16 protein-coding genes are annotated in these 20,526 nt (G+C 56.0%); 9 read left to right on the forward strand and 7 right to left on the reverse strand.

The genetic code is table 11. From position 1 onward, the window contains the following. Nucleotides 1-363: DUF1559 family PulG-like putative transporter (locus tag RSSM_RS14840; RefSeq protein WP_008680222.1), on the forward strand; the 363-nt coding region annotated here is incomplete at its 5' end. Between the two features lie 140 nt (nucleotides 364-503). Then, nucleotides 504-1,259: a hypothetical protein gene (locus RSSM_RS14845; protein WP_008680224.1), complete on the forward strand. Its 756-nt coding sequence runs from the start codon at nucleotides 504-506 to the stop codon at nucleotides 1,257-1,259. Here the strand turns inward: RSSM_RS14845 and RSSM_RS33195 are convergent. From RSSM_RS33195 to RSSM_RS14855, 3 genes are all read right to left on the reverse strand, one after another. Then, on the reverse strand, nucleotides 1,189-1,566 hold the full coding sequence (locus RSSM_RS33195) for a hypothetical protein (RefSeq protein ID WP_144059834.1): 378 nt from the start codon (nucleotides 1,564-1,566) through the stop codon (nucleotides 1,189-1,191). The genes RSSM_RS14845 and RSSM_RS33195 overlap by 71 nt on opposite strands. 270 nt (nucleotides 1,567-1,836) lie before the next feature. Further along, complete coding sequence (locus RSSM_RS14850; RefSeq protein ID WP_044302616.1) at nucleotides 1,837-2,631, reverse strand: Fpg/Nei family DNA glycosylase; 795 nt, start codon at nucleotides 2,629-2,631, stop codon at nucleotides 1,837-1,839. A 64-nt stretch (nucleotides 2,632-2,695) separates the two neighbouring features. Further along, complete coding sequence (locus RSSM_RS14855) at nucleotides 2,696-3,460, reverse strand: glycosyltransferase family 2 protein (protein ID WP_008680232.1); 765 nt, start codon at nucleotides 3,458-3,460, stop codon at nucleotides 2,696-2,698. Between the two features lie 485 nt (nucleotides 3,461-3,945). Here RSSM_RS14855 and rplA point away from each other — a divergent pair, with 485 nt between their 5' ends. From rplA to rplL, 3 genes are all read left to right on the forward strand, one after another. Next, a complete protein-coding gene (gene rplA / locus RSSM_RS14865; protein ID WP_008680236.1) occupies nucleotides 3,946-4,623 on the forward strand; it encodes a 50S ribosomal protein L1 in 678 nt (225 codons plus the stop codon). A 169-nt stretch (nucleotides 4,624-4,792) separates the two neighbouring features. After that, nucleotides 4,793-5,320 (forward strand): 50S ribosomal protein L10, encoded by a 528-nt coding sequence (gene rplJ, locus RSSM_RS14870; RefSeq protein ID WP_044302618.1) that lies wholly within the window; start codon nucleotides 4,793-4,795, stop codon nucleotides 5,318-5,320. A gap of 78 nt (nucleotides 5,321-5,398) precedes the next feature. Then, nucleotides 5,399-5,812, forward strand: a complete 414-nt coding sequence (rplL, locus tag RSSM_RS14875; protein WP_008680239.1) for a 50S ribosomal protein L7/L12 — start codon at nucleotides 5,399-5,401, stop codon at nucleotides 5,810-5,812. Between the two features lie 259 nt (nucleotides 5,813-6,071). Here rplL and RSSM_RS14880 read toward each other — a convergent pair whose 3' ends face one another. Continuing rightward, complete coding sequence (locus RSSM_RS14880) at nucleotides 6,072-8,663, reverse strand: hypothetical protein (protein WP_008680242.1); 2,592 nt, start codon at nucleotides 8,661-8,663, stop codon at nucleotides 6,072-6,074. 258 nt (nucleotides 8,664-8,921) lie between these two features. Here RSSM_RS14880 and RSSM_RS14885 point away from each other — a divergent pair, with 258 nt between their 5' ends. The 3 genes from RSSM_RS14885 (at nucleotide 8,922) to RSSM_RS14900 (ending at nucleotide 15,277) form a co-directional block, all read left to right on the forward strand. Further along, nucleotides 8,922-11,879: a hypothetical protein gene (locus RSSM_RS14885; protein WP_044302619.1), complete on the forward strand. Its 2,958-nt coding sequence runs from the start codon at nucleotides 8,922-8,924 to the stop codon at nucleotides 11,877-11,879. 91 nt (nucleotides 11,880-11,970) lie between these two features. After that, nucleotides 11,971-13,005: a tetratricopeptide repeat protein gene (locus tag RSSM_RS14890; RefSeq protein ID WP_008680245.1), complete on the forward strand. Its 1,035-nt coding sequence runs from the start codon at nucleotides 11,971-11,973 to the stop codon at nucleotides 13,003-13,005. Nucleotides 13,006-13,636: 631 nt separating this feature from the next. Then, nucleotides 13,637-15,277 carry an alginate export family protein gene (locus RSSM_RS14900; RefSeq protein WP_008680249.1) on the forward strand — a complete coding sequence of 547 codons (1,641 nt, stop codon included), beginning with the start codon at nucleotides 13,637-13,639 and terminating at the stop codon, nucleotides 15,275-15,277. A 104-nt stretch (nucleotides 15,278-15,381) separates the two neighbouring features. Here RSSM_RS14900 and RSSM_RS14905 read toward each other — a convergent pair whose 3' ends face one another. From RSSM_RS14905 to RSSM_RS14915, 3 genes are all read right to left on the reverse strand, one after another. Next, nucleotides 15,382-17,247, reverse strand: coding sequence for a chloride channel protein (locus tag RSSM_RS14905; protein WP_008680250.1), 1,866 nt, complete (start codon nucleotides 17,245-17,247; stop codon nucleotides 15,382-15,384). 247 nt (nucleotides 17,248-17,494) lie between these two features. Next, entirely contained in the window at nucleotides 17,495-18,238 is a 744-nt protein-coding gene (locus RSSM_RS14910) for an NAD(P)H-hydrate epimerase (RefSeq protein WP_008680254.1), read from the reverse strand. A 68-nt stretch (nucleotides 18,239-18,306) separates the two neighbouring features. Next, the gene (locus RSSM_RS14915; protein ID WP_144059835.1) at nucleotides 18,307-19,257 is read right to left on the reverse strand and encodes a DUF429 domain-containing protein; all 951 of its coding nucleotides are present in this window, start codon (nucleotides 19,255-19,257) and stop codon (nucleotides 18,307-18,309) included. A gap of 24 nt (nucleotides 19,258-19,281) precedes the next feature. Here RSSM_RS14915 and trpB point away from each other — a divergent pair, with 24 nt between their 5' ends. After that, nucleotides 19,282-20,517, forward strand: coding sequence for a tryptophan synthase subunit beta (gene trpB, locus RSSM_RS14920; protein ID WP_008680258.1), 1,236 nt, complete (start codon nucleotides 19,282-19,284; stop codon nucleotides 20,515-20,517). Nucleotides 20,518-20,526: the final 9 nt, after the last annotated feature.

The raw sequence follows: 20,526 nt of genomic DNA on the forward strand, positions 1-20,526 counted from the left end.
AACCGGACAATCCGCCGCGACGACGTCAGCGACGGTTTATCCAATACAGCATTCGTTTCCGAAAAACCAACGACCTACGATGACCTCGGTTGGCTCAGCGGCACGCGTGCCACGATCCGAAACGTCGGTGGCGGTATCGTCGAATCCGGTGATCCATTCGCGAAGGCTGCGCCCTCCGTGGTCGGATCCATCGGCAGCCGCCATCCCGCCGGCGTGCATCTTCTCATGGGGTCGGGCGAGACGCGATTCACGTCTAACCAAACGGATCAGCGTGTTCTGGAACAGATGGCAGACCGTCGTGACGGTCAATTACCGGGTCTGTTTCAGTCACTCGAAAGTCGTCGCCGAGAAAGCCTTCAATGATCCGGTCTCCGTTCAGAGATGGACAACCTGATTACGTTTTGCTGGGTTGGACGGCGGTCTGGTCACTGGTATGCACGTGCGCAATAGGCGGCATCCTGAATGGAAATTCTAGCAACGGTCTCAATGATCAGGCGCAAACCTTGCTGGGAATCACCATCGGTGGATTGTGTGCGACCTGGACGCTCGCGGGAACTTGGGCCGCGTTGATCCATCTTCCTTGGCAACGAAGCTTTACTGATCGCGTTGGCGCCCACCGCCAACAGATGCAGCCCCGCCTAATTGTCATTGCGGCGTGGCTGTGCAATTTGGTCCTACTCGTGGTGCTGGTCCGGCACGAACCCGCCCTCGCTCTGCAGGCGTTGTGCATTACTGGAATATCTGTCGTTGGTCCAATGATTGCATGGCAGTGGTCGCACCAACGAATTCACCGTAGCGAACTGCAACCGCCCGAGCGACGAAGCATTCGACAGATACTGGGGATCGCATTCACGGTGGCCGTTGCCATCGCATCATTCCAACTTGCAGAGCGTGGCCTCGGACGTTCGATCTCGACGACGACTTTGATCCTCACCATTGCGATCAGTTGGTTGTTGATGCTGATCGTTTTGCTGGGGCGATGGTGGGGCGTCATCCTATTCATCCTGCCGTCCGGATTCGCAGTGCGATTGGCCGTTGTTTCTCTCGTCGATCTACGCGCGCGAGACTCCGAAGCACAGATTCTTCGAGCGAGCGGAATCTTGATCGGGTTTTACTTCTTTGCAACGTTGTTGCTGTTCTTGATGCGTTCGAGCGGCCATCGTTGGTTCGGGTCGTCGAACCAATCGTTTACCAACCGTGATAGTGCGGCGTCGTCGAACGATATTGGCGAGGAGCCGAATATCGGTGCTGGTGAGTGACCGATCCCCTCAACTCCAACGGTTGGTTGCGTCGGTACCGTCCCGGAAAGTGGCTATCGAATTTGTGCTGGGCGCGAAACATGGGATCGTTGTGCATGTCTGGCGGTTCGAAACTGCCCGACGCATACGGATCATAAACGTATCCCATCGGAGATCCCGCACCGAAGCGAGTGGGATACATCGGCACGCCATACCCGTACCCATAACCGGATCGTGAAAAGCCTTGAGCCTGCACGTTGGCCGAGTCGTTGATGCACAACACAAATACGGTCAAAATTGCAGCGATGGAGAGCGTGTGACGAACCATGGGTATCTCCGCGATCGAGAGGACCGAGCAGCACGCCAATCGTGGCACTTCGGAAGTAAACGCTAGGTCACTCGTTCGGCGCAGTCTTGCTCACCCAGCCAAATCGCGATCGCTGTCATGCGAACCCAACTGGCAAAATCCACATACTCACTACAACCATTCTCTGATCTGTCGTCTAACCAACAATCGTCGACATGAAACTCGCGACGCCGATGCATATCGTGCGACCGAAGTCAGGCGGCATAGGCTACAGCTTCTTCTAATGACGCTCTAATTCTTTATGTCTTGGCATTGCGGGCACGCGTAAAGCTTGCGTGACGCCACGGGCGTTTGCGTGATCGCGCCGCCGCACCTCGGACATTCCGATTTGCCATAGATCCGAAATCTTTCTTTGTCGGCCAGTTTCGTGAGCGGCTTTCCTGCTTCCCTAGCAGTCACGCTGATGATGCGGCCGTGCTTGAGACTGACCTTCATCATCTTGGACAATGACCGCCAAAGGCGAGAGAACTCGTCGGGAGTCAGGTCTTTCCCAGCACGATTCGGATCGATCGCTGTTTCAAAGAGTATTTCGGCTCGAAGGATATTGCCGATGCCCGCGATAACGGATTGATCCAACAGCAGTCCGCCAATCGGCTTGTTGCTCTTTGAGATGTTCGCCAGGAAGTCTGCTCGCTTTCCCCCGGCCAGAGGATCGGGCCCGAGCTTGTCGACGATGGAAACACGTGTCTCTTCATCGATCACTCTGCACTGCGTCGGGCCGCGAAGATCGAGTGTTACCTCCGGTCCAACGATTCGCATCCGGACCTGACCTTTCGCAGGCGACGGTGGAGACGGTTCGCTGACAAAACTTCCGTACCGCCCCAGATGCACATGGACGATTCGCTCACCTTCAAACACGTAGAAGAGATGCTTACCGGCGGCATCGACTGATTCCAAAACACGCTCATTTACTTTACGCGCGTCGGTCGAAAAACGTCCTTGCGGACTGCTGACCTTCAGTGTCTTTCCCGCGAACAGTCTGGAGTGCTGAGAAGCCAGATAGTGCGTCTTATGGCCCTCAGGCATGGACGCACTCCAGACGAACGTGCTTCGAAATGATGTTCGTTCGATGCAAGCGTGTTCGTCTCACTTAACCGCATGATTGCGTGCGAAGACAAACCGTGTCAGGCAACCTGCCTTCACTGCGAACCGTCTCGATCGCTTCGTCGATCACTTGGTTGTAATAGTTCAATCTGGTTTCGGCGTGATCGAGCGACCCACCGAACGAACGATCCAGATCGAGATAGATCAGTGGAACAGGGATCTCCACGACGCTTAACCGTGCCGCGGCGGCCTCGACCCACAACTGCAACGGCATTGCGTAGCCGTCGTTGGTGATTCGCATCGCGCGAAGAGCATCGGCGCGATACGCCTTGAAACCGCAAAACGCGTCGGTCAGCGAGAACCCGAGTCGTTCATTCAAATCGGCCGTGATCCGCCGATTGATAAACATCCGCTCGGCAGGCGGCTCATCGTCGCCTTCGTATTTTTTCAGGTAACGACTGCCCGAAACAATGTCGGCCGTGCGAGCCGCTTCGATGAATCGCGGAATGCGATGCGGTTGGTGCTGACCGTCACAGTCCAACGTCACGACGCCCTCGTAGTTATTGTCGAGCGTAAATTGAAACGCACTCTGTAGCGCCGCTCCATAGCCACGATTCTGTGAGTGGTGCAGCACATCGATCTGCTCGGGTTGGGCCGCTCGGCGAGCATCGAGTTTCTCCGTCGTGCCGTCCGAACTGCCGTCATTCACAACGAGCACGCGATCGCTGTAGCGGAGAACTTGATCGAGCACATCGTCGACGTAGTTCACCTCATTGAAAACCGGCAATGCGGTAAGCCAACGCGACTTCATGCGGCGAGGATACTCGTTCGTGTTCGTGGCGTTATTGGGATCGCGATCAGGCATGAAAGTCCTTCGTAGATGAATCGAGGATCTCCCCACCGGGATGATCCGTCTGGTTCCATGGGAGCGGAAGACGCCGGTCATGGAACCGACCGTTCGGCATCGGAAAGTCCGTCTGTCACGTCGACAGATGCCGGACACACTATGTTATGGCCAGAGCAACCCGTGTTCCGCACTCGGAATTTTCGTGACCCCGGATTTCATTTCTCGAAAAAATCCGAATAAGCATGGAAAGTTGAGGTTGACGATTCTCGGCAACTTCGCCAAACTCCGCGACTTCTCCCGAGACGACCGCCTCCACAGGTTGGTGCAATGTCTCGCGAGACCACAAGTGGGAGAAGTGACCACTGAACCGATTGAGGCAAACTAGCCTATTTTTCGGTCAGGATTGAGTCGCTTCGCCGAACCACCCGACAACCTCAGTCGTGACCAATATGGCAAAACAATCCAAGCGGTATCGCGCCGCGCTTGCAAAGCAACCGAAAGAGTCCCAGCCGCTATCTCAAGCGGTCGAGACCCTCAAGACATACGACGCAACGAAGTTCGACCAAACCGTCGAAGTTCACATGCGTTTGGGTGTCGATCCCAACCAGGCGGACCAAATCATTCGTGGTTCGCTCGTTCTTCCACACGGTATCGGTAAGACGCAACGGGTCGTTGTGTTCGCGAAGGGCGACGCCGCCAAAGCAGCCGAAGAAGCCGGTGCTGACGAAGTCGGCCAGGAAGACTTGGCAAAGAAAATCAAAGATGGCTACACCGACTTTGATGTCTGCATCGCTGCTCCCGACATGATGGGACTCGTTGGTCCTCTCGGTCGTGTCCTCGGTCCTCGTGGCCTGATGCCTAGCCCGCGAGCAGGCACCGTGACTCCTGATGTCGGAAAAGTCGTCACCGAGTACAAGGCCGGTAAGGTCGAGTTCCGCAACGATAAAGGCGGAAACGTCCACGCGATGGTCGGCAAAATGAGCTTCGACGCGAAGAAACTCGAAGAAAACATTTCGACCTTTGTCGATTACATCGTCGGCCTCAAACCGCAGACGATCAAAGGGACATACGTCAAAGGCGTTGCCATTTGTGCAACGATGACCCCGAGCGTCCGAGTCCAGACCTAAGCAACGCCGCTTTCCGAACCCAACGCCCCTCGTCGGTCACTCTCGACTCAACGAGCAAGAACTGAAACCTCATGAGTTTTCAGCGCGTTTGGGGTTCACGCGAGCCGGAAACTAAATTTTTGCCCAACCGCGGTGAACGCGGAGTGAGTTTAGACAGCGAAAAAATCAAATGAGTAAATACGTTAAAGACTTGGTCACGCGTGACCTGAAGCGTCGACTCGAAGGGGTCTCCGATGCGGTGCTCGTTAGCTGCACTGGCATGGACGCGAACACGACCAACGAATTGCGCGGCGAACTCGGCGAAAAAGACATCCAAATGATGGTTGTCAAAAATTCGCTGGCTCGCCGAGCGACGGAAGGGTCATCGCTGGAACCGGCATTCGAAGGCGCTCGCGGCCAAGTCGCGTTGATGTGGGGTGCGAGCGATTTCGTCTCACTCGTCAAAGAAGCCGTTCGTCTCGACAAGGATGACGAGAAGTACAGCAAGTTCTCCGCGACCGGTGGTGTCATGGACGGAGAACGACTCGATCAGGAGGGTGTCAAAGCGATTAGCAAATGGCCTAGTCGTGAAGAACAAATCTCCATGCTCGTTGGTCAGATCCTCGGCCCTGGTGCAACGCTCAACGCAGCATTGCTCGGCCCTGGTCGAATGCTCAACAGCCAAATCAAGAGCAAGGGCGAAGACGACGAGTCGTAACGTCACCTTCATCAAACCCGAGCACTTTCCCAATCCAACTTTTCCGAATCACCTTTTTCGTTTTTGAGGTAGTTTGACATGTCCGAAGAAGCAACTGCGGTCGCCGAATACAGCGCCGAAGCAAAAGAACTGGGCGATAAGATCGCCAACATGACCCTGAAGCAAGCCAAAGAATTGAGCGACTACCTCAAGGATGAGCACGGCATCGAGCCTGCCGCCGGCGGTGGAGCTGTGATGGTAGCAGCAGGTGGCGAAGGTGGTGGCGAAGCCGCTGCTGAGCAAACCGAATTCGACGTCGTTCTCACCGCATTCGGCGACAAAAAGCTGAACGTTGTGAAGGTCGTCAAGAACCTGACCGGCGCTTCGCTCATGGAAGCCAAGAAGATGGTCGAAGGCGTTCCTGCGACCCTCAAAGAAGGTGTCTCGAAAGAGGAAGCCGAAAAGGTCAAGGCCGAAGTCGAAGAAGCCGGCGGATCCGTCGAACTCAAGTAGTTCACCCTGGTGGTTTCGGAAACCTAACGCAAACGTTCGCCGGATATGTCGTATCGGGCGAACGTTTTTGCTGCGCGGACCACGAATTGTTCGTTACCCACCGGTGCGCAGTCGCGTGATCCACGCTGGCAACCTCTTTCTGTGCAACGTTGCAGGAGAACCCCGCGTGCAGAGACACCACCCCGTGTTGTTTGCGCGGACCGTGGTTGTGCGATCGCTGCGCAATCCTTGCGATGTGCAACCACCCTCGCGCGTCGCGCTATCCGTAGCGTCGCTTACGTGACTCCTTGTCGCCACGTTTGGTCACCCAGTGAAATGCGATCGCGGCCAAGATCGCGCCTACCACAGCAAACGCCGCGATCTGCCCGATCGCTTGAACGCCCATCGGATCATCCGATGTGGGGCGTAGGTCTTCGATCACGCCTGCGATGATCAGTGGAGCAAACTGCTTGCCGCCGCGCTGCTTCATGAAGTCGGACTCATAACTCCACAACCGATAGAAGAATCCCTCAACGTGGATTGCTCGATTTACCGTTGTGACCAATGGACCATCGGCGCGATCTGATTGCTGCAGAAAGTCTGGCAACTCGCGTGTCACGATCGTGACGGGATACCGATTCTCCATCACGACGGGTTCACCATCGGGTACCTCGATTTGCAACTGGACCTTACCGAGGTCTCCGATTGCATCGATCTCATAGTAGGCGTCGCCTCCGATCTCGCGTCGACGTTGTTCCGATTGCACGGCGACTCGTGTGATCCGCACGGTTTCCACTCGCAAGCGGATCCATTGGCCGGTGAATGCGGTTGGGTTTTGCAGCAACTTGACCGGCAAAGCATCGGTCGCGTTCTCCCTCATTGCGAGCACCGATTTGTCGAAGTCTTCAGCTCCAGTCAGATGCTCGGCAACCTTCGCCGACGCACCGATCATCGGATAAAAGACGGGTGAGTCGGATTCGGACAGCGGTTTTCGATCGAGTAAGTCGACCTCCGCCAATCGCCCCAGATCAATCCCTTGCATCGCCAGAACATTCTCGGAAGGCGATGCCGGCTGCGCGGGTTGCCATCCCAAACGCCCCGCCACGTCCAGCAGCAAACTTGACTCGTTGCCGTCGCCTGGAAACCGAATGCGAACCGCGACACCACTGACGCGATCACCGGGACTCATCCTCTGCGAAGATCCCCGCGCAAAGACGAATCGTGGAAGACCGTCTACAGGTGACAAACGCAGCATCTCGACGCGGTCAATGCCGAGATACTCCTGCAGAGTCGAGCCGACCGTGAAGGTTTGTGACTCAAGGACGGTGTCGTCAACTGCAACGGCATCTCCAACAACGGGTTCATCGGCCGACTGTTCGAGCCGCTGTTTGAGAACCGTTTCGCTCAGCCGGTCCATGCGAAACACGAGTTTCGCAATTTCGTCGACGTTGACTCCGGGATTATCGAGCGACGGCCGAACATCTTCTACGATGCCCTCCATGCGTGAACGGTCGTAACCGGGCAGCAGATCCGAGAGTGATTGTCCGCTAGCAGAACTCGCCGCACTCATCGCCGCGAAGACGGTTGCGATTGTCATCCCCAACGTCACCTTTCTGCGATCGCGTCGCTGTCGAAGTTGACGGTTCAAGACCGACGTTCTCCAAAATACCCATACGCTGAACAAAACACCGATCACCGCAGACCCGACGACGATCCACACTAACGGAACTTCGTCGTCCGTTTGAATAGCTTCGCCATTGCTAGGTTCAGCCGCTCGAATCGCAGCACTGACCGTTGGATTTCCATTGGTGCGATAGGAACGGATGTGCCCAACGATGACGGGTGTCAATTCAGCCCCGGATGCCGATTGATAAGAAAGACGTTTGAGATACTCGCCCGCTACCTCCACCACTGGACGAGGACTCGAAACCGGGAAGACGACTTTGTTCGGATCCGATTGACTCGCCGATGCTTCCGTTTCCGAAGTTGGCGTTTGGTTCACCGCATGCGAATGAGTCAATGATTGCAGAGGGGTTGGTAGATCCGAAACTACCACCATCCAAGGCCGCCGACTGGCATCCTCCGGCATCAGCCAAAGGTTCCAGTACGAAGTGATGCCAAACTCTTTGCAACGATCATCCGAATCCGCGGGGGAAGAAATCTTTTCAATACGGACAACTTCGCCTTGGGCAACCAAACTTCTGCCGCGGTAGACCTCAGGTTGCTGCAATAATGGCAGTACGCCCGCAACGACCGGCACGGCTCGCTGGTGTTGGAGTGCTTGAAAACGAACGCCATTGGTCTGATGCATCCCGAGCGTGGAGTACAAACCGGCGCCATCGGCAGCCCGCCAAACCGTTCCGTCCTTCGCCAAACGAATCAATTTGTCCTGAATCATGACCGCCAGAATTGCCGCATCGGCTGGACGACCGACGAGAAGGGAATCGTCCAGTTTGGCCGGCAACAGCTCCCCGCGCAACCATGTCGCGAGCGCGAGTAACAGTTCGTCTTCCGGTGCAGAATCGACCCATTGTTCGAACCGCTGACGTATCTGTGACGTCAAATCATTGGATCCATCGCTCGCAACGGTGTTGAGGTCTGTTGGTCGACCGGTTGCATCGGCACTCTGTGTCGGGACTGAGGTGTTTGCAGACGGCGGAATCGTTCGGGCGACGTTCACCGCACCCGACTGAGAGGCCTCCGGAAAGAACGCTTGATAGATGCCCGGTCGTGCCGCTTGACGCATCACCACCACGACGAGCGCCAGCACGATGGACAACCGAATCACTCGACGCCATGACTGCGTCGGTCGGTGACGACTGCGCGTCCCGCGATAAAGGGATTCACCGTGAAGTTCACTGGGGATTCGCATCACTTCTGACCTACAAAAGGTTGAAAATCGCTGGGACTCGTCTTGGCAATCTACGTTCAGGTTCGCCGCCAAAAGGTTGCTTGCCCGCTACCTGCACTTTACTCTAGAGGAGTGCCGCTCGACATGGCGACATCCCATCGATCTCACTCTTCTGCAATTGCCCCAATGCTGCCATCCCGCCATTTGGCTCGCTTGAAAACGTCTGCACGAAACACACCGCGTCTGTGGGGTAGAGTTCGTCCCCTCGACCTCTGGTTCATGCTTGCGCTCCTAATCATGGGCACGCCCACGGCGAGGGGTGAGGGTGAACCTGCGGCGGACTTCGTCAATCAACTCCGAGCGGTTGGTTACTACGACATGGCACTCGCCTATCTCGACAGGCTCGATCAGTATCCCGGCGTCGATTCGGCATACGTCACTACCGTGCCGTTGGAAAAGGCGCAAACCTACATCGACTCCGCCGTCGCGGCTCGATCCGTGGACCGGCGCGACGAGTTGTTCTCGAATGCAGAAACGGAATTGCAAGCCTTTCTGAAAAATCATCCGAGCAACCCACGAGCCTCCGAAGCACGTTCGCAGTTGGGCAAATTGCGGATGTTCCGTGCGTCGCAGTTCATGACCGACGACGCCAATAGCACCAACCGTCGCAAGGCACGAGAGCTATATCAAGCCGCCGCGGATACATTCGACAGCATCATCGCCGACCTGAAAGGCAGGCTGCAGAAAATGCAAGGTGCAAAGATTGACCCAAAAAAGGAGCCGGAAAAAGCGGCTCGTCGCGACCAGTATCGTTTTGAGTTCTTGATGGCCCAACACAACGCCGGGGAAGCCCGGTTGATGTCGGCCGAGACATTCGAAGATCCGACGAAGGATGCCACCAAACAACTCAACGAAGCCTTACAGATCTACACTGATTTAAGTGAGAAGTACAACTCGTACGTTCAAGGTGCCAACGCGTATTACTCCCGTGGTCGCGTTGAAAAGACGCTCGGCAAACGTGACGAGGCGTACGGCAGCTTTTCACGGATGCTCGAACAAGCCGACGTTGATGAATTGCGTGAAGCTAAAATTGGCGCGGCAACCGAATTGATCGACCTCATTCTTTCCGAAGAAGAGAACGACTACCAGGAAGCGATCACAATCGGGACACCCATTCAACGTTCGTTACGTCCGAACGAAGAGAAATCGCAAGGTGCACAGAGCCTACGCGTAGCACTCGCGCGAGCGTATCTCGCCAAGAGCAAAGACAAGAAGAATACGAAAGCCAATGAACGCAAACGGGCGGTATCGGACGCCCGCAAATTGTTGCTGCAGGCGAAAAAGATTCCGGGATCACATGAAGAAGAAACAATCGGTTTGCTCGCTGACCTCGGTATCGACGCAGCGGCCACCGAAGAAACCGCTGAAATGCCGACGGCCGATGATCCAAAGAACTTCGAAGAGGCACTGGTTTCGGCTCGACAGGTTTTCCAAACCGTGCAAACAATTTCAGAACAAATCGATGCACTGAAAAAACAAGGCGGTCAGAAAGAACAGGTTCAGCCACTCGAGGACAGTATTTCGGCGGCTCGTCAAACCGGCATCGTCATTCTAAGCCGCGGGCTGTCGATGATCCGCCCGGACACGGACACCACCGCGATCAACGAAGCACGACAGTTTCTTGCTTACCTGTTGTTGCAAAACAAAAACTACCGTGACAGTTACGTCGTTGGCAGGTTCCTCTCTCAGTTCGCACCGGGATCCGAAACGGGACTCAGTGGCGGCCTAATCGCATTGAACTCGGCGCAACAAATCATCGCTACGGAAGGAACCGGCGGCGATTTCTGGGTCGAGGAAATCAAATCACTCGGTGATTACCTAGTGGAAAAGTGGCCAGACAACCCGAAAGCGGCTTCCGCCAAGGGCATTTCCATCGTCATGGCGATGGAGAAAGGTAACCTCGACGAAGCCAAACGCTTGATCGACGCGATGCCAAACGGCCCCGAGCAGGCGAAGTTCCGGCGTTTGCTTGGACAACTCTACTGGAACGATTCGCTCAAACTGCGTCGCGAAGACAAACCGCAAGAAGCCGACAAGTTGCTCGGTATCGCGTCCACGGAACTGACCGGCGGACTTGAGCAGATCTCTGGCGGCCTCGTTGATGAGGAAGCGATGAAAGCGGCAGTGATCTTGGCAAAGATTCACCTCAAACGTGATCAACCGAACGACGCAGTCAAAGCACTCGATCATCCTAAATACGGAGCGATCACGGTCCTCAAGAAATTGAGCGCACCTTCGGATGACTTTTTGTTCGATCTGTATCGCACTGAATTGCAGGCGGTTGTCGGCAAGATGACATCGTCGGGAGGCAACCAAGAAAAACTGCTCGAGCGTGCTTCCAAAACGATCGACAATTTGCAGAAGACTGCCGCCGACGCGGAAGGCAAGAAAAAGCTGGTTGGCACCTTTCGGGTATTGGCATCCGACATCCAAGAGCAAATCAAAAACGCGCCGCCCGCACGGCAGGAACAGTTGATCGATGCGTTCAACGTTTTCCTATCGAGGATCGCTACGATCGCGGACGACGACGTCACGCTGCTATGGGTTGGGCAAACCATGTTGGGCATGGCTGAGTCGGCCATTCCACCGGGACAAAACAAGGCTGGAGGACAAGCCGCCGAACTGCTGACAACCGCAATTGAGACGTTCAAAACGTTGAAACAAAAGCCGAACGCGTCCGACACGATACCGTTCATGTTGGGCAAGTCGTTGCGGTTGCAAGGCAAGTACTCAGCTTCTCTTAGCGAGTACCGCGAGATTCTGGCAAAGAAACCAACGATGATCGACGCTCAAGAAGAAGGCGCTCTTGCCTACGAACAGTGGGCGGCGACGTTGGCTCCCAAGTACCGTCCCAGCGCGTACAAAGCGGCATTGAGCGGAGGGAAGAAAGGCATCATCTGGGGTTGGGGAAAAATCAGTCAAATGACCCAACGAAACCCTGCCTTCCGCGATCGATTCTTTCGGGCTCGCTACCACGTCGCGCTATGCCGCTTCGAGCAAGGACAGGCGGCCGATGACAAACGTGTGATCCAGCAAGCCGCTCGGGACATCACGAGTCTTTCCGCTCTGTATCCCGAGATGGGTGGGGCCAATCAATACCGAGAGTTCAATGCACTTCTGAAGAAAATCCAAGTCGCACTGGGTGAGAATCCCGAGGGTCTTCCGCCGCCCGCCTAGCCGCGTTTGACAACAAACTCTCTTGGGTGAACCTTTTCATAAGGGACGCACCATCAAAATACGACCACATCCATTAACGATATTCAATTTCATGCTTCCTTCTCAACTTCGTTTTACCGCATCGTTCGCTGTCTTGCTTACGCTCGCGCTTGCAAACAGCGGGTTCGCTCAAACGGACCGTGTCTACCCGAATGACGGAGACGCCGTGATCGGCAAGGTGAAAGACATCACAAAGAATGAAGTCGTTATCACCGCGGGTGGAAAAGACCAAAACATCTCATCGAGCGACATCCGCAGAATCTTGTTCCAGGGTGACCCGGCGGAACTCACTCGCGCTCGCGAGTTGATCATGGACGGTCAATACGACCAAGCCTTCGATGAACTCAAACAACTCGACATCTCCAAGCTGCCACGACAATTCATCAAAGCTGACGCCCAATTCTATCTCGCGTTGTCCCAAGGACAGATGGCGTTGTCGGGGCAGGGCGATCTGAACAAATCTACCGCGGACGCGATTGAGTTTGCAAAAAACAACTCCAACTCATGGCACTTTTACCCCGCCATGAAATTGCTCGGGGACCTCGCCAAAGCACTCGGCAACTATGAGAAGGCGGCGCAGTTCTACGGGTACCTGCGTAGCGCTCCCTCCCGTAACCTTCAGATTGAATCGGTCTATCTCGGAGGCATGGTGAAACTCGCCCAAGATGACCTCTCGGGGGCCAGCAGTGATCTCGGTAAGGTTGCCGGCATCAAACCAAATAGTCCCGAGGAAAGTCGTTTGCAAACCTTGGCTAAAGCAGCACTCGCCGTGGTCGCCGCCAAACAGGGAAACGGCAAAGAAGCCATCGAGATGGTCAACAAGCTTATCGAGAAACTCAATCCGACCGACACGCAAACCGCAGCGACCATCTACAACGCACAGGGCGAGAGCTTCGCAGCGTTGGGTGATGACGAGGGGGCGTTACTAGCATACCTGCACACGCAATTGATGTATTCCATGCACGCCGCCGAACACTCGGAGGCACTCAAGAAACTGGTGGAGTTGTGGAACAAGGTTGGAAAGCCCGATCGCGCCGCTCAAGCTCGTGGGGAATTGCAACAACGCTATCCTGGTCTCGCCGGCTAGGCATTCCTCACGCGGTAAACTCAACCAAATCAACCCAGGTTAACTCTGCCTGGTTCGGGAATCTCACATGAGGTTAGAAACGCAGCTCGTTGATTTGCCCGTCTGGATGTGGAAGACCGAATCGACGTTTCGCAGGAGCGAAACCATGCCTGGGCACTGCAGCGTGGAATGGTACTCACGCTGCCGACGGGTCTCACACCATGATTGTGTCATATAAAAGCAAAAAGTGATATCAGACTGATTCATTCTGAGCGTCTTTTCGTCGCATCTCTCTTGCGATGATCGAGTGAAAACACCGGGTTAAACCTTACTTAACCGGCGCGTCTTCTCATGTTTTCGCTGCGACTTTACCGGTTGTTTCAATTCATGCGCATCGACCAACGCTTTAGCAAAAAATTGGTGAGCCTCGGCATCTTTTGGGCCATCAACAAATTTGTGAAGTCGATAAGTGAGTTTGTAAGCCACGCGTTTCATCGGAATCGATTCCGGCGATGCGTCGAGGCCATAACCACCTCGAAAGAACATATGGCCGGTCGCTTCGCCCCACACCGGTTACCAAGCCATCGTTCCCCCATGGCGGCGAGGTATTTTTCGCCTAATAAACCCATTAATAGGGAAGGAACTCAATCTAATGGTTTCTACATTCAGCCGCCGACGGCGAATGATTTTTGCAGCGTTGTCCTCCATGGCGGTCGCCGGAATCTCGGGCGACGCCGCTCGGGCGCAAGAGATCAGTGAACTCGGACTCCAGCCGGTAATTCTCCAAACCGCTGGGGCAGAGGAAGCACCTATCGCTGCCGAGGTTGCAGCGCAAGCAGAAGTCGCCGCGCCGATCGCGCCTGCTCCGATCTCGGAGCCGTACTACGTGGAGCAACCTGCTGTTTCGTACGCTCCTGCTTCAACGTGCAATTGTGCAGCCGTCGCTAAGAAGAAAGAAGCGGCGATGGGCAAGATGAAGAAGGCATACGCCGGCGTGTTCTACGCCAATGACTTCTCATACTTGAACGATCCTTACTACGATGGGCCGAGTTTCTTTGGCGATCACTTCAAGAACCTTCAAACGCCTTTGGGCAAGTTGGATCTCGGTGGTGAAACCCGGTATCGCTATCACAACGAGCGAAACCACCGCGGTGTTGGAATCACCGGACGTGATGACAACTTCTGGCTGTCCCGTACGCGTTTGTACGCCGACTGGGAAGTATGCGACAACATCCGCGTCTACGGTGAAATGCTGAACGCTGAATCGATGGGCGAACAGTTCGCACCGCGACCGATCGAAGAGCAAGACGCCGACATCCAAAACCTGTTCGTCGACCTGACTTTGTTCGACGGAGACCATGGCAAATTGACGACCCGCGTTGGTCGCCAAGAACTCGTCTATGGTGCTCAGCGAACGATCTCGCCTTTGGACTGGGCCAACACACGTCGTACGTTTGAAGGTATTCGGGGTCTGTACCAAAACGGTGACACCTCGATCGACGCCTTCTGGACCAACTTCGTTCCTGTCGATCCAGATGACGCCGACGAAGCCAACTACGACATTCAATTCTACGGTGCCTACGCGACTCAGAAAAACACTGCGTTGGGTACGATGGAAGCCTACTGGTTGGGTTCAGACAACAGTGACATCGGATTCAGCTACCAAACCGTTGGTAGCCGCGTCAGCGGTAAGACGGACGGTGGCATCCTCTACGACTTCGAAGGTGCCTACCAATTCGGTGAAGACGCGACCGCGTTCGACCACAACGCCGGATTCTTCACCGGTGGTCTCGGTCGCAAGATCGAAACCAACTTCCTCAGCCCAACCGTTTGGTTCTACTACGACTGGGCCTCAGGTGAAGACGATTTCGATCAAGTCGGACGAGCAGACGGCGGATACGATCACCTCTACCCATTGGCTCACAAGTACAACGGTTTCATGGACTTGTTCGGTCGACGCAACCTGCACGACATCAACGTGTTCTCACTGACGCCGTTGACCAAAAAGGTCTCGATGATCTTGTGGTATCACTACTTCCGATTGGATCAAGCGACAACGCCATACAGCGTAGTCATGACTCCTTACAACACCGCCACCCCAGCAAACTCGAAAGACCTTGGTAGCGAAATCGACGTTCTGTTCAACATCAACTTGAACGCTCGCAACAACGTCTTGCTCGGGTACTCGCACTTCGCTGGCGGCGACTACTACAAGGAGACAGCTGCTCCTGTCACGCTCGACGGCGACTACGATGCCGACTTCTTCTACTTCCAATACACGACCCGGTATTAATCCACCGAGTCGAGGTCTTTCCTCACCAAGGTAGATTGTCACAGAAGCGGCCGTCCGAACTTTTTCGGGCGGTCGCTTTTTTCGTATCCACGCGAACTCGGTGCTTAGGAAGCAGGCACGTCCTCCTCTTCTTTCGCTTCGCGTTTGAGTTCCATCACACGTTGGTTGTACGCGGCGATCGTCTCGCGACGTCGAAGCATCCCGAGCAAAACGCCTGGACGTGCACTGTCGATCACCGGCAGTTCGTCGAGATCGTGAGACGTGAACCGCAGAAGCGCGGTATTGAGATCATCATCCGGAGCGACCGACATGAAGTTGTCGGTCATCACGTCGCGGGCAACCGCCAATTTCCAAATACTCTCGTCGTACAGGTAGGCCCGCACGTCGTTGTCGCTGAAAATGCCCACGACTTTCTGATCGGCGTTGATGACCGGGAAGTAATGCTGGTTGCTGTATGCCAGTCGATGAACGATATCCTCGACGGTCATTCCTTCGGGGATCATCGTGACCTTGCGATCTCGTTGATAGATATCTTTGACCTGCAAGCCTTCCAAAACATCGACGATGAAGTCGCCACGGTGAGCCATCGAATCCATCCGCGTGGGTGCTTGTTTTTGATACAACCGAAATCGGTGGCTCATTACAAACGTGGAGGTGGAAACCAACATCGTCGGCAACAACAGTCCGTAGTCACCGGTCAACGCACGGACCATGATGATCGTGGAAATCGGTGCCCGCGCGATACCGGAAAAGAAACCCGCCATTCCCACAACAGCGAACGCTTCGGGCTCGGTAACGACATTCGGGAATGCGGATTGAAACGCCAAACCGACCGCCGCACCGGTGCATCCACCGATGACCATCGACGGACCGAAAACACCTCCGGAACCTCCCGACCCGATGGTCAGCGACGTGGTTACGATCTTTGCCAACGCGATCGTGATTAGCAGCGGAATGCCCAGGTTCGTCGCCGACGTCACGGCAACCTGCAGGCTGCCGTACCCCGTACCGAGCACACCGAGGACTGCCTGGTCCCCGTCATAGATGTGCAGCAACCCGATGCCGATCAATCCCGCCATTGCCGCTCCAATCGCGGGGCGCACGTGCGGCACGATCGGCAAATGATGGAACAACTTCTGCGTGCCATAGAACGCTTTGACATACATCACTCCGACGATGACGAGCACCAACGCCAACGCAACGTAAGCGATCAGTTCCAACGGAGACACAAAATTGTGCTGCAGTTGCGAACCGAAAATCGGAATAAACCTGATTTCGGTAGGAAGCGATTGCACATACACGCTGTACGCAACCACCGAAGCCGCCGCGGCGGGCACCAACACGTCCGCCTCGAGATCCGCGTCGCTGTAGAGAATCTCTGCCGCGAAAACCGCCCCTGCCAACGGCGCTCGGAAGATCGCCCCGATTCCGGCCCCCATCCCCGCAGCCAGCATGATGCGTCGTTCCCGGTTGGAGAGCTTCATCGTCGTGCCCAACCATGACCCAAATCCCGCACCGATCTGGGCAATCGGACCTTCGCGGCCACCCGAACCGCCGGTACCCAAGGTGATCGCGGAAGTGATGGTTTTGATCAGCGGGACGCGTGCCCGCATCTTGCCGCGTTTGTTATGGAAGGAGTCAATCGCGGCGTCGGTTCCATGACCTTCCGCTTCGGGGGCAAACGTGTAAACGATGACACCCGAAACCAACCCGCCGAGCGTCACCACCAACACCAGCATCCACGGCGAAAACGTGTGCTCGGCGTGATCAAACCGTGCGTGCTCGCCCGCCGCCTCGAGCGGGGTGTAGCCGGCAAACTGAGTCAATGTGAACCGAGTCACACTTTGGCCAACCACATCGAACGCAATCGCACCCAAGCCCGCAACGAGCCCGACCAGAGAGGCGAGCAAGATCCACTTGCCGAGCGAATGAAGTTCGTGATCCTTGACGAGTTTGCGAACGCTGTCCACGTGAACGGTAACTTTGCAGGGGATGGTGTTGAGAAGGAGCGCCGAACGTCGGGCACAACACGGTCGGGTCCAACGTTTGGCAATTCTTTGATCGGCAGAGCTCTTTGAGAGGCACTGCACTTCGAAAGACGCTGTACTTTTGAAAGACGCAGCACTTTGAAAGACGCTGCGATCAGTAAAAGGCAGTACGAAATTGCTGCACCTCGGCGAGCCCGACCGAACAGCCTAGCAGTATCCGTTCGGCTGGCTATCCGGGGATTCCCAATTGTTGTTTTAACGCCTCCGGTATTCCGATATCGATCAATTCCAGGTCACCAAGGTAGGGGTCAGCCTGGGGGTTCGTCATGCCAGTTTTCGGCGTCACGAACGTCAACGTGAGGTCGGCACGAAAGGTCGGGTCCGACGGCTCTCCGGTGTCACCGTCGAGCCCCGATGGAATATCGATTGCCACTCGGGTTGCCCCTTCGACACCGTCGGTGCCTGGCTCACGCGTCTCATTTGCCGCTCGAATCGCTTCCGCGAAAGGAGACCGCGGGGCACCTTTGGCACCCGTTCCCAAAAGTGCGTCGATGATCATCCCGCGGTGGGATCTGATTTTGGCCACCGCCGTCTCGGCATCGGCGGTCTCCATTGGAACACCATCGCTGAGTGCATCTTCGTAGCTCTGTTTGGCGTCGCCGGACAACCTATCCGGATCGACCAGAGAGATCACGGCGACATCAAAGCCCGCCTCCGACAGGCATTTGGCGATGACGTACCCGTCGCCTCCGTTGTTACCCGCCCCGGCTAAGATCAGCGTCGATGGGCCGTTTTCGGACAGTTCCCGCTGTACGCGATCGGCACATGCTCGGCCCGCGTTTCGCATCAGTTCGATGCCGGGGATCGAGAACTGTTCGATCGCGATCCGGTCCACCTCTCTCGACTGCGCGACGGAAAAAACCGGCCAATTTCGCTCGGTCGCCTCGGCGACAGGTATGGATCTTTTCGACATGTTCCACCTCGATTTCATTCTATGCAAAGTCGAGCACCTCTTTGGCGCACCGCTGCTCATGCGACGTGTCAGCAATACACGCGCCCTTCGCGACCGTACCGCGGATGATTAGCGATCTCGGCATGATCATCGCGATGCCAGGAGGACCAAATCCCGATTCCGGCCAGCACCGCGTCGAGCGCATCTCCACCGGGATTATTCATGATCACTTTACGTCGATACGGTGACATCTCAACGACGCCTGACAAACCGGCGAGGATCTGACGCCGGTTTTTGCGTCGCAGTTCGTCGGGCGGTTTGCCTCCCGGTTGTTTGTACTTTTGCCTCGGCAGGGACATTTGCCACAACGTCGACGAAGGACAAGCTTCCATGACGATCCGGTTCACATCCTCCGCAGCCACGTCGCCGCGATCGAGCCGAACGGAGTCAAACGGCAGGACCAGGGTATGTGCGTCGCCAGCGATCGCGCCCAAAACGTCCCGCATTCCGTGAAACGTTTGATAGATAATGCGGTAGTGATAACAGTCGAACGGGGTTCGGGTTTCTCGGTCGGTGAGGCGACGGATATGCATCGAATCACCCTGCTGCTGCGAAATTTGCACGAGGTGACGGCCATACGATTGAGCGTTTCCTTCATGGTCCGTGACATGTCGAATTTGGTCCGGCCAATCGCCGATCCCCAACTCGATCGGCAGCCCAAAAGGAAAATCCATACCCCACAACGTTTGCCTGCTGGCGAGAATACGTTCGGCGAGATATTTGCACACTGTCTCGCGTGCCGGATCGCCGGCGGCACGGCCGAGCGGTTGCAGATCGACCAGTTGCAGCGGCCGGGCCGGTGAACCCTCGCGGCCGTTTTCGACGATTCGTAACTCGGCAATCCACGCGTTTTTACCTGCCAACGCGGCACCGCTGAAATCGACCCCCATGATGGTTTGAGGCCGAAAAGTCGAGATCAGTGCCCGCGTCGCGTTGACCAAGTTTTCTTCTCCAGTGACAATCGATTGTTTTCGGTGCATCCCCATTTACCTAGCTGAGATTTGATGAGTATTGCCGATTCGTCCGCTTCCGATAACACTCCCGCGACCACACAGGTTCCCGACCCCAACGGCCGCTTCGGGGAGTTCGGCGGTCGCTTCGTGCCCGAAACCCTGACCCGGGCACTCGATCAACTTGCTCAAGAGTACGACGACGCCAAGAAGGACCCTGAATTTCAACGCGAACTCAGCGGCCTGCTGAAGACGTTCGTCGGCCGACCCAGCCCGCTGTACCACGCCAAACGGTTGTCCGAGAGCGTCGGCGGTGCCCAAATCTGGCTCAAACGCGAAGACCTTAACCACACCGGCGCTCACAAGATCAATAACACGATCGGTCAAGCGCTACTCACGCTGCGGATGGGCAAAACCCGAGTCATCGCAGAAACCGGAGCGGGACAGCACGGCGTCGCCAGCGCCACCGCGTGTGCCCACTTTGGTTTGCCCTGCACGATCTACATGGGTGCCGAGGACATTCGCCGGCAAAAACCAAACGTCTTCAGCATGAAACTGCTCGGAGCAAACATCTCGCCCGTCGAGAGCGGTTCGCGGACCCTGCGAGATGCCGTCAACGAAGCGATGCGGGATTGGATGTCATCGGTCGAGGACACGCATTACATCATCGGCAGTGTGATCGGGCCGCACCCGTTCCCGATGATGGTTCGCGATTTCCAATCGGTGATCGGACGCGAAACCCGCGAGCAATGTCGAGACAGCTTCGAACGTCTTCCCGACTGCGTGGTCGCCTGTGTCGGTGGCGGATCCAACGCGGCAGGAATGTTCTATCCGTTTGTCGAAGACGAAGGCGTGCGAATGATCGGCGTGGAAGCCGGCGGTCGATCCAGCCAAGCCGGCGACCACGCATCGCCGCTTTCCTACGGCAGCCCCGGTGTGCTGCACGGCAGCTACAGCTACGTCATGCAAGACGATGACGGGCAAACCTGCGATGTGCATTCGATGAGCGCCGGTTTGGATTATCCCGGCGTCGGTCCTGAACACAGCTATTGGAAAGACACCCACCGGGTCGACTACATCGGATGTCGTGACGACGAAGCCATGAAAGCGTTCGAACGTTTGGCGACGACCGAGGGAATTCTGTGTGCACTCGAAACGGCTCATGCCGTCGCCAAAGCGATCGAGGCCGCGGCGAAGATGTCTGAGAAGGAACATCTCGTCATTTGCCTGTCCGGCCGTGGTGACAAAGATGCAATGGAAATCGCACGGCTCCGCGGCGAAGAGTGGTAGCCTCCACGC

It is taken from the genome of Aporhodopirellula sallentina SM41 (genome assembly GCF_000346505.1).
In the GTDB taxonomy this organism is placed as follows: domain Bacteria; phylum Planctomycetota; class Planctomycetia; order Pirellulales; family Pirellulaceae; genus Rhodopirellula; species Rhodopirellula sallentina.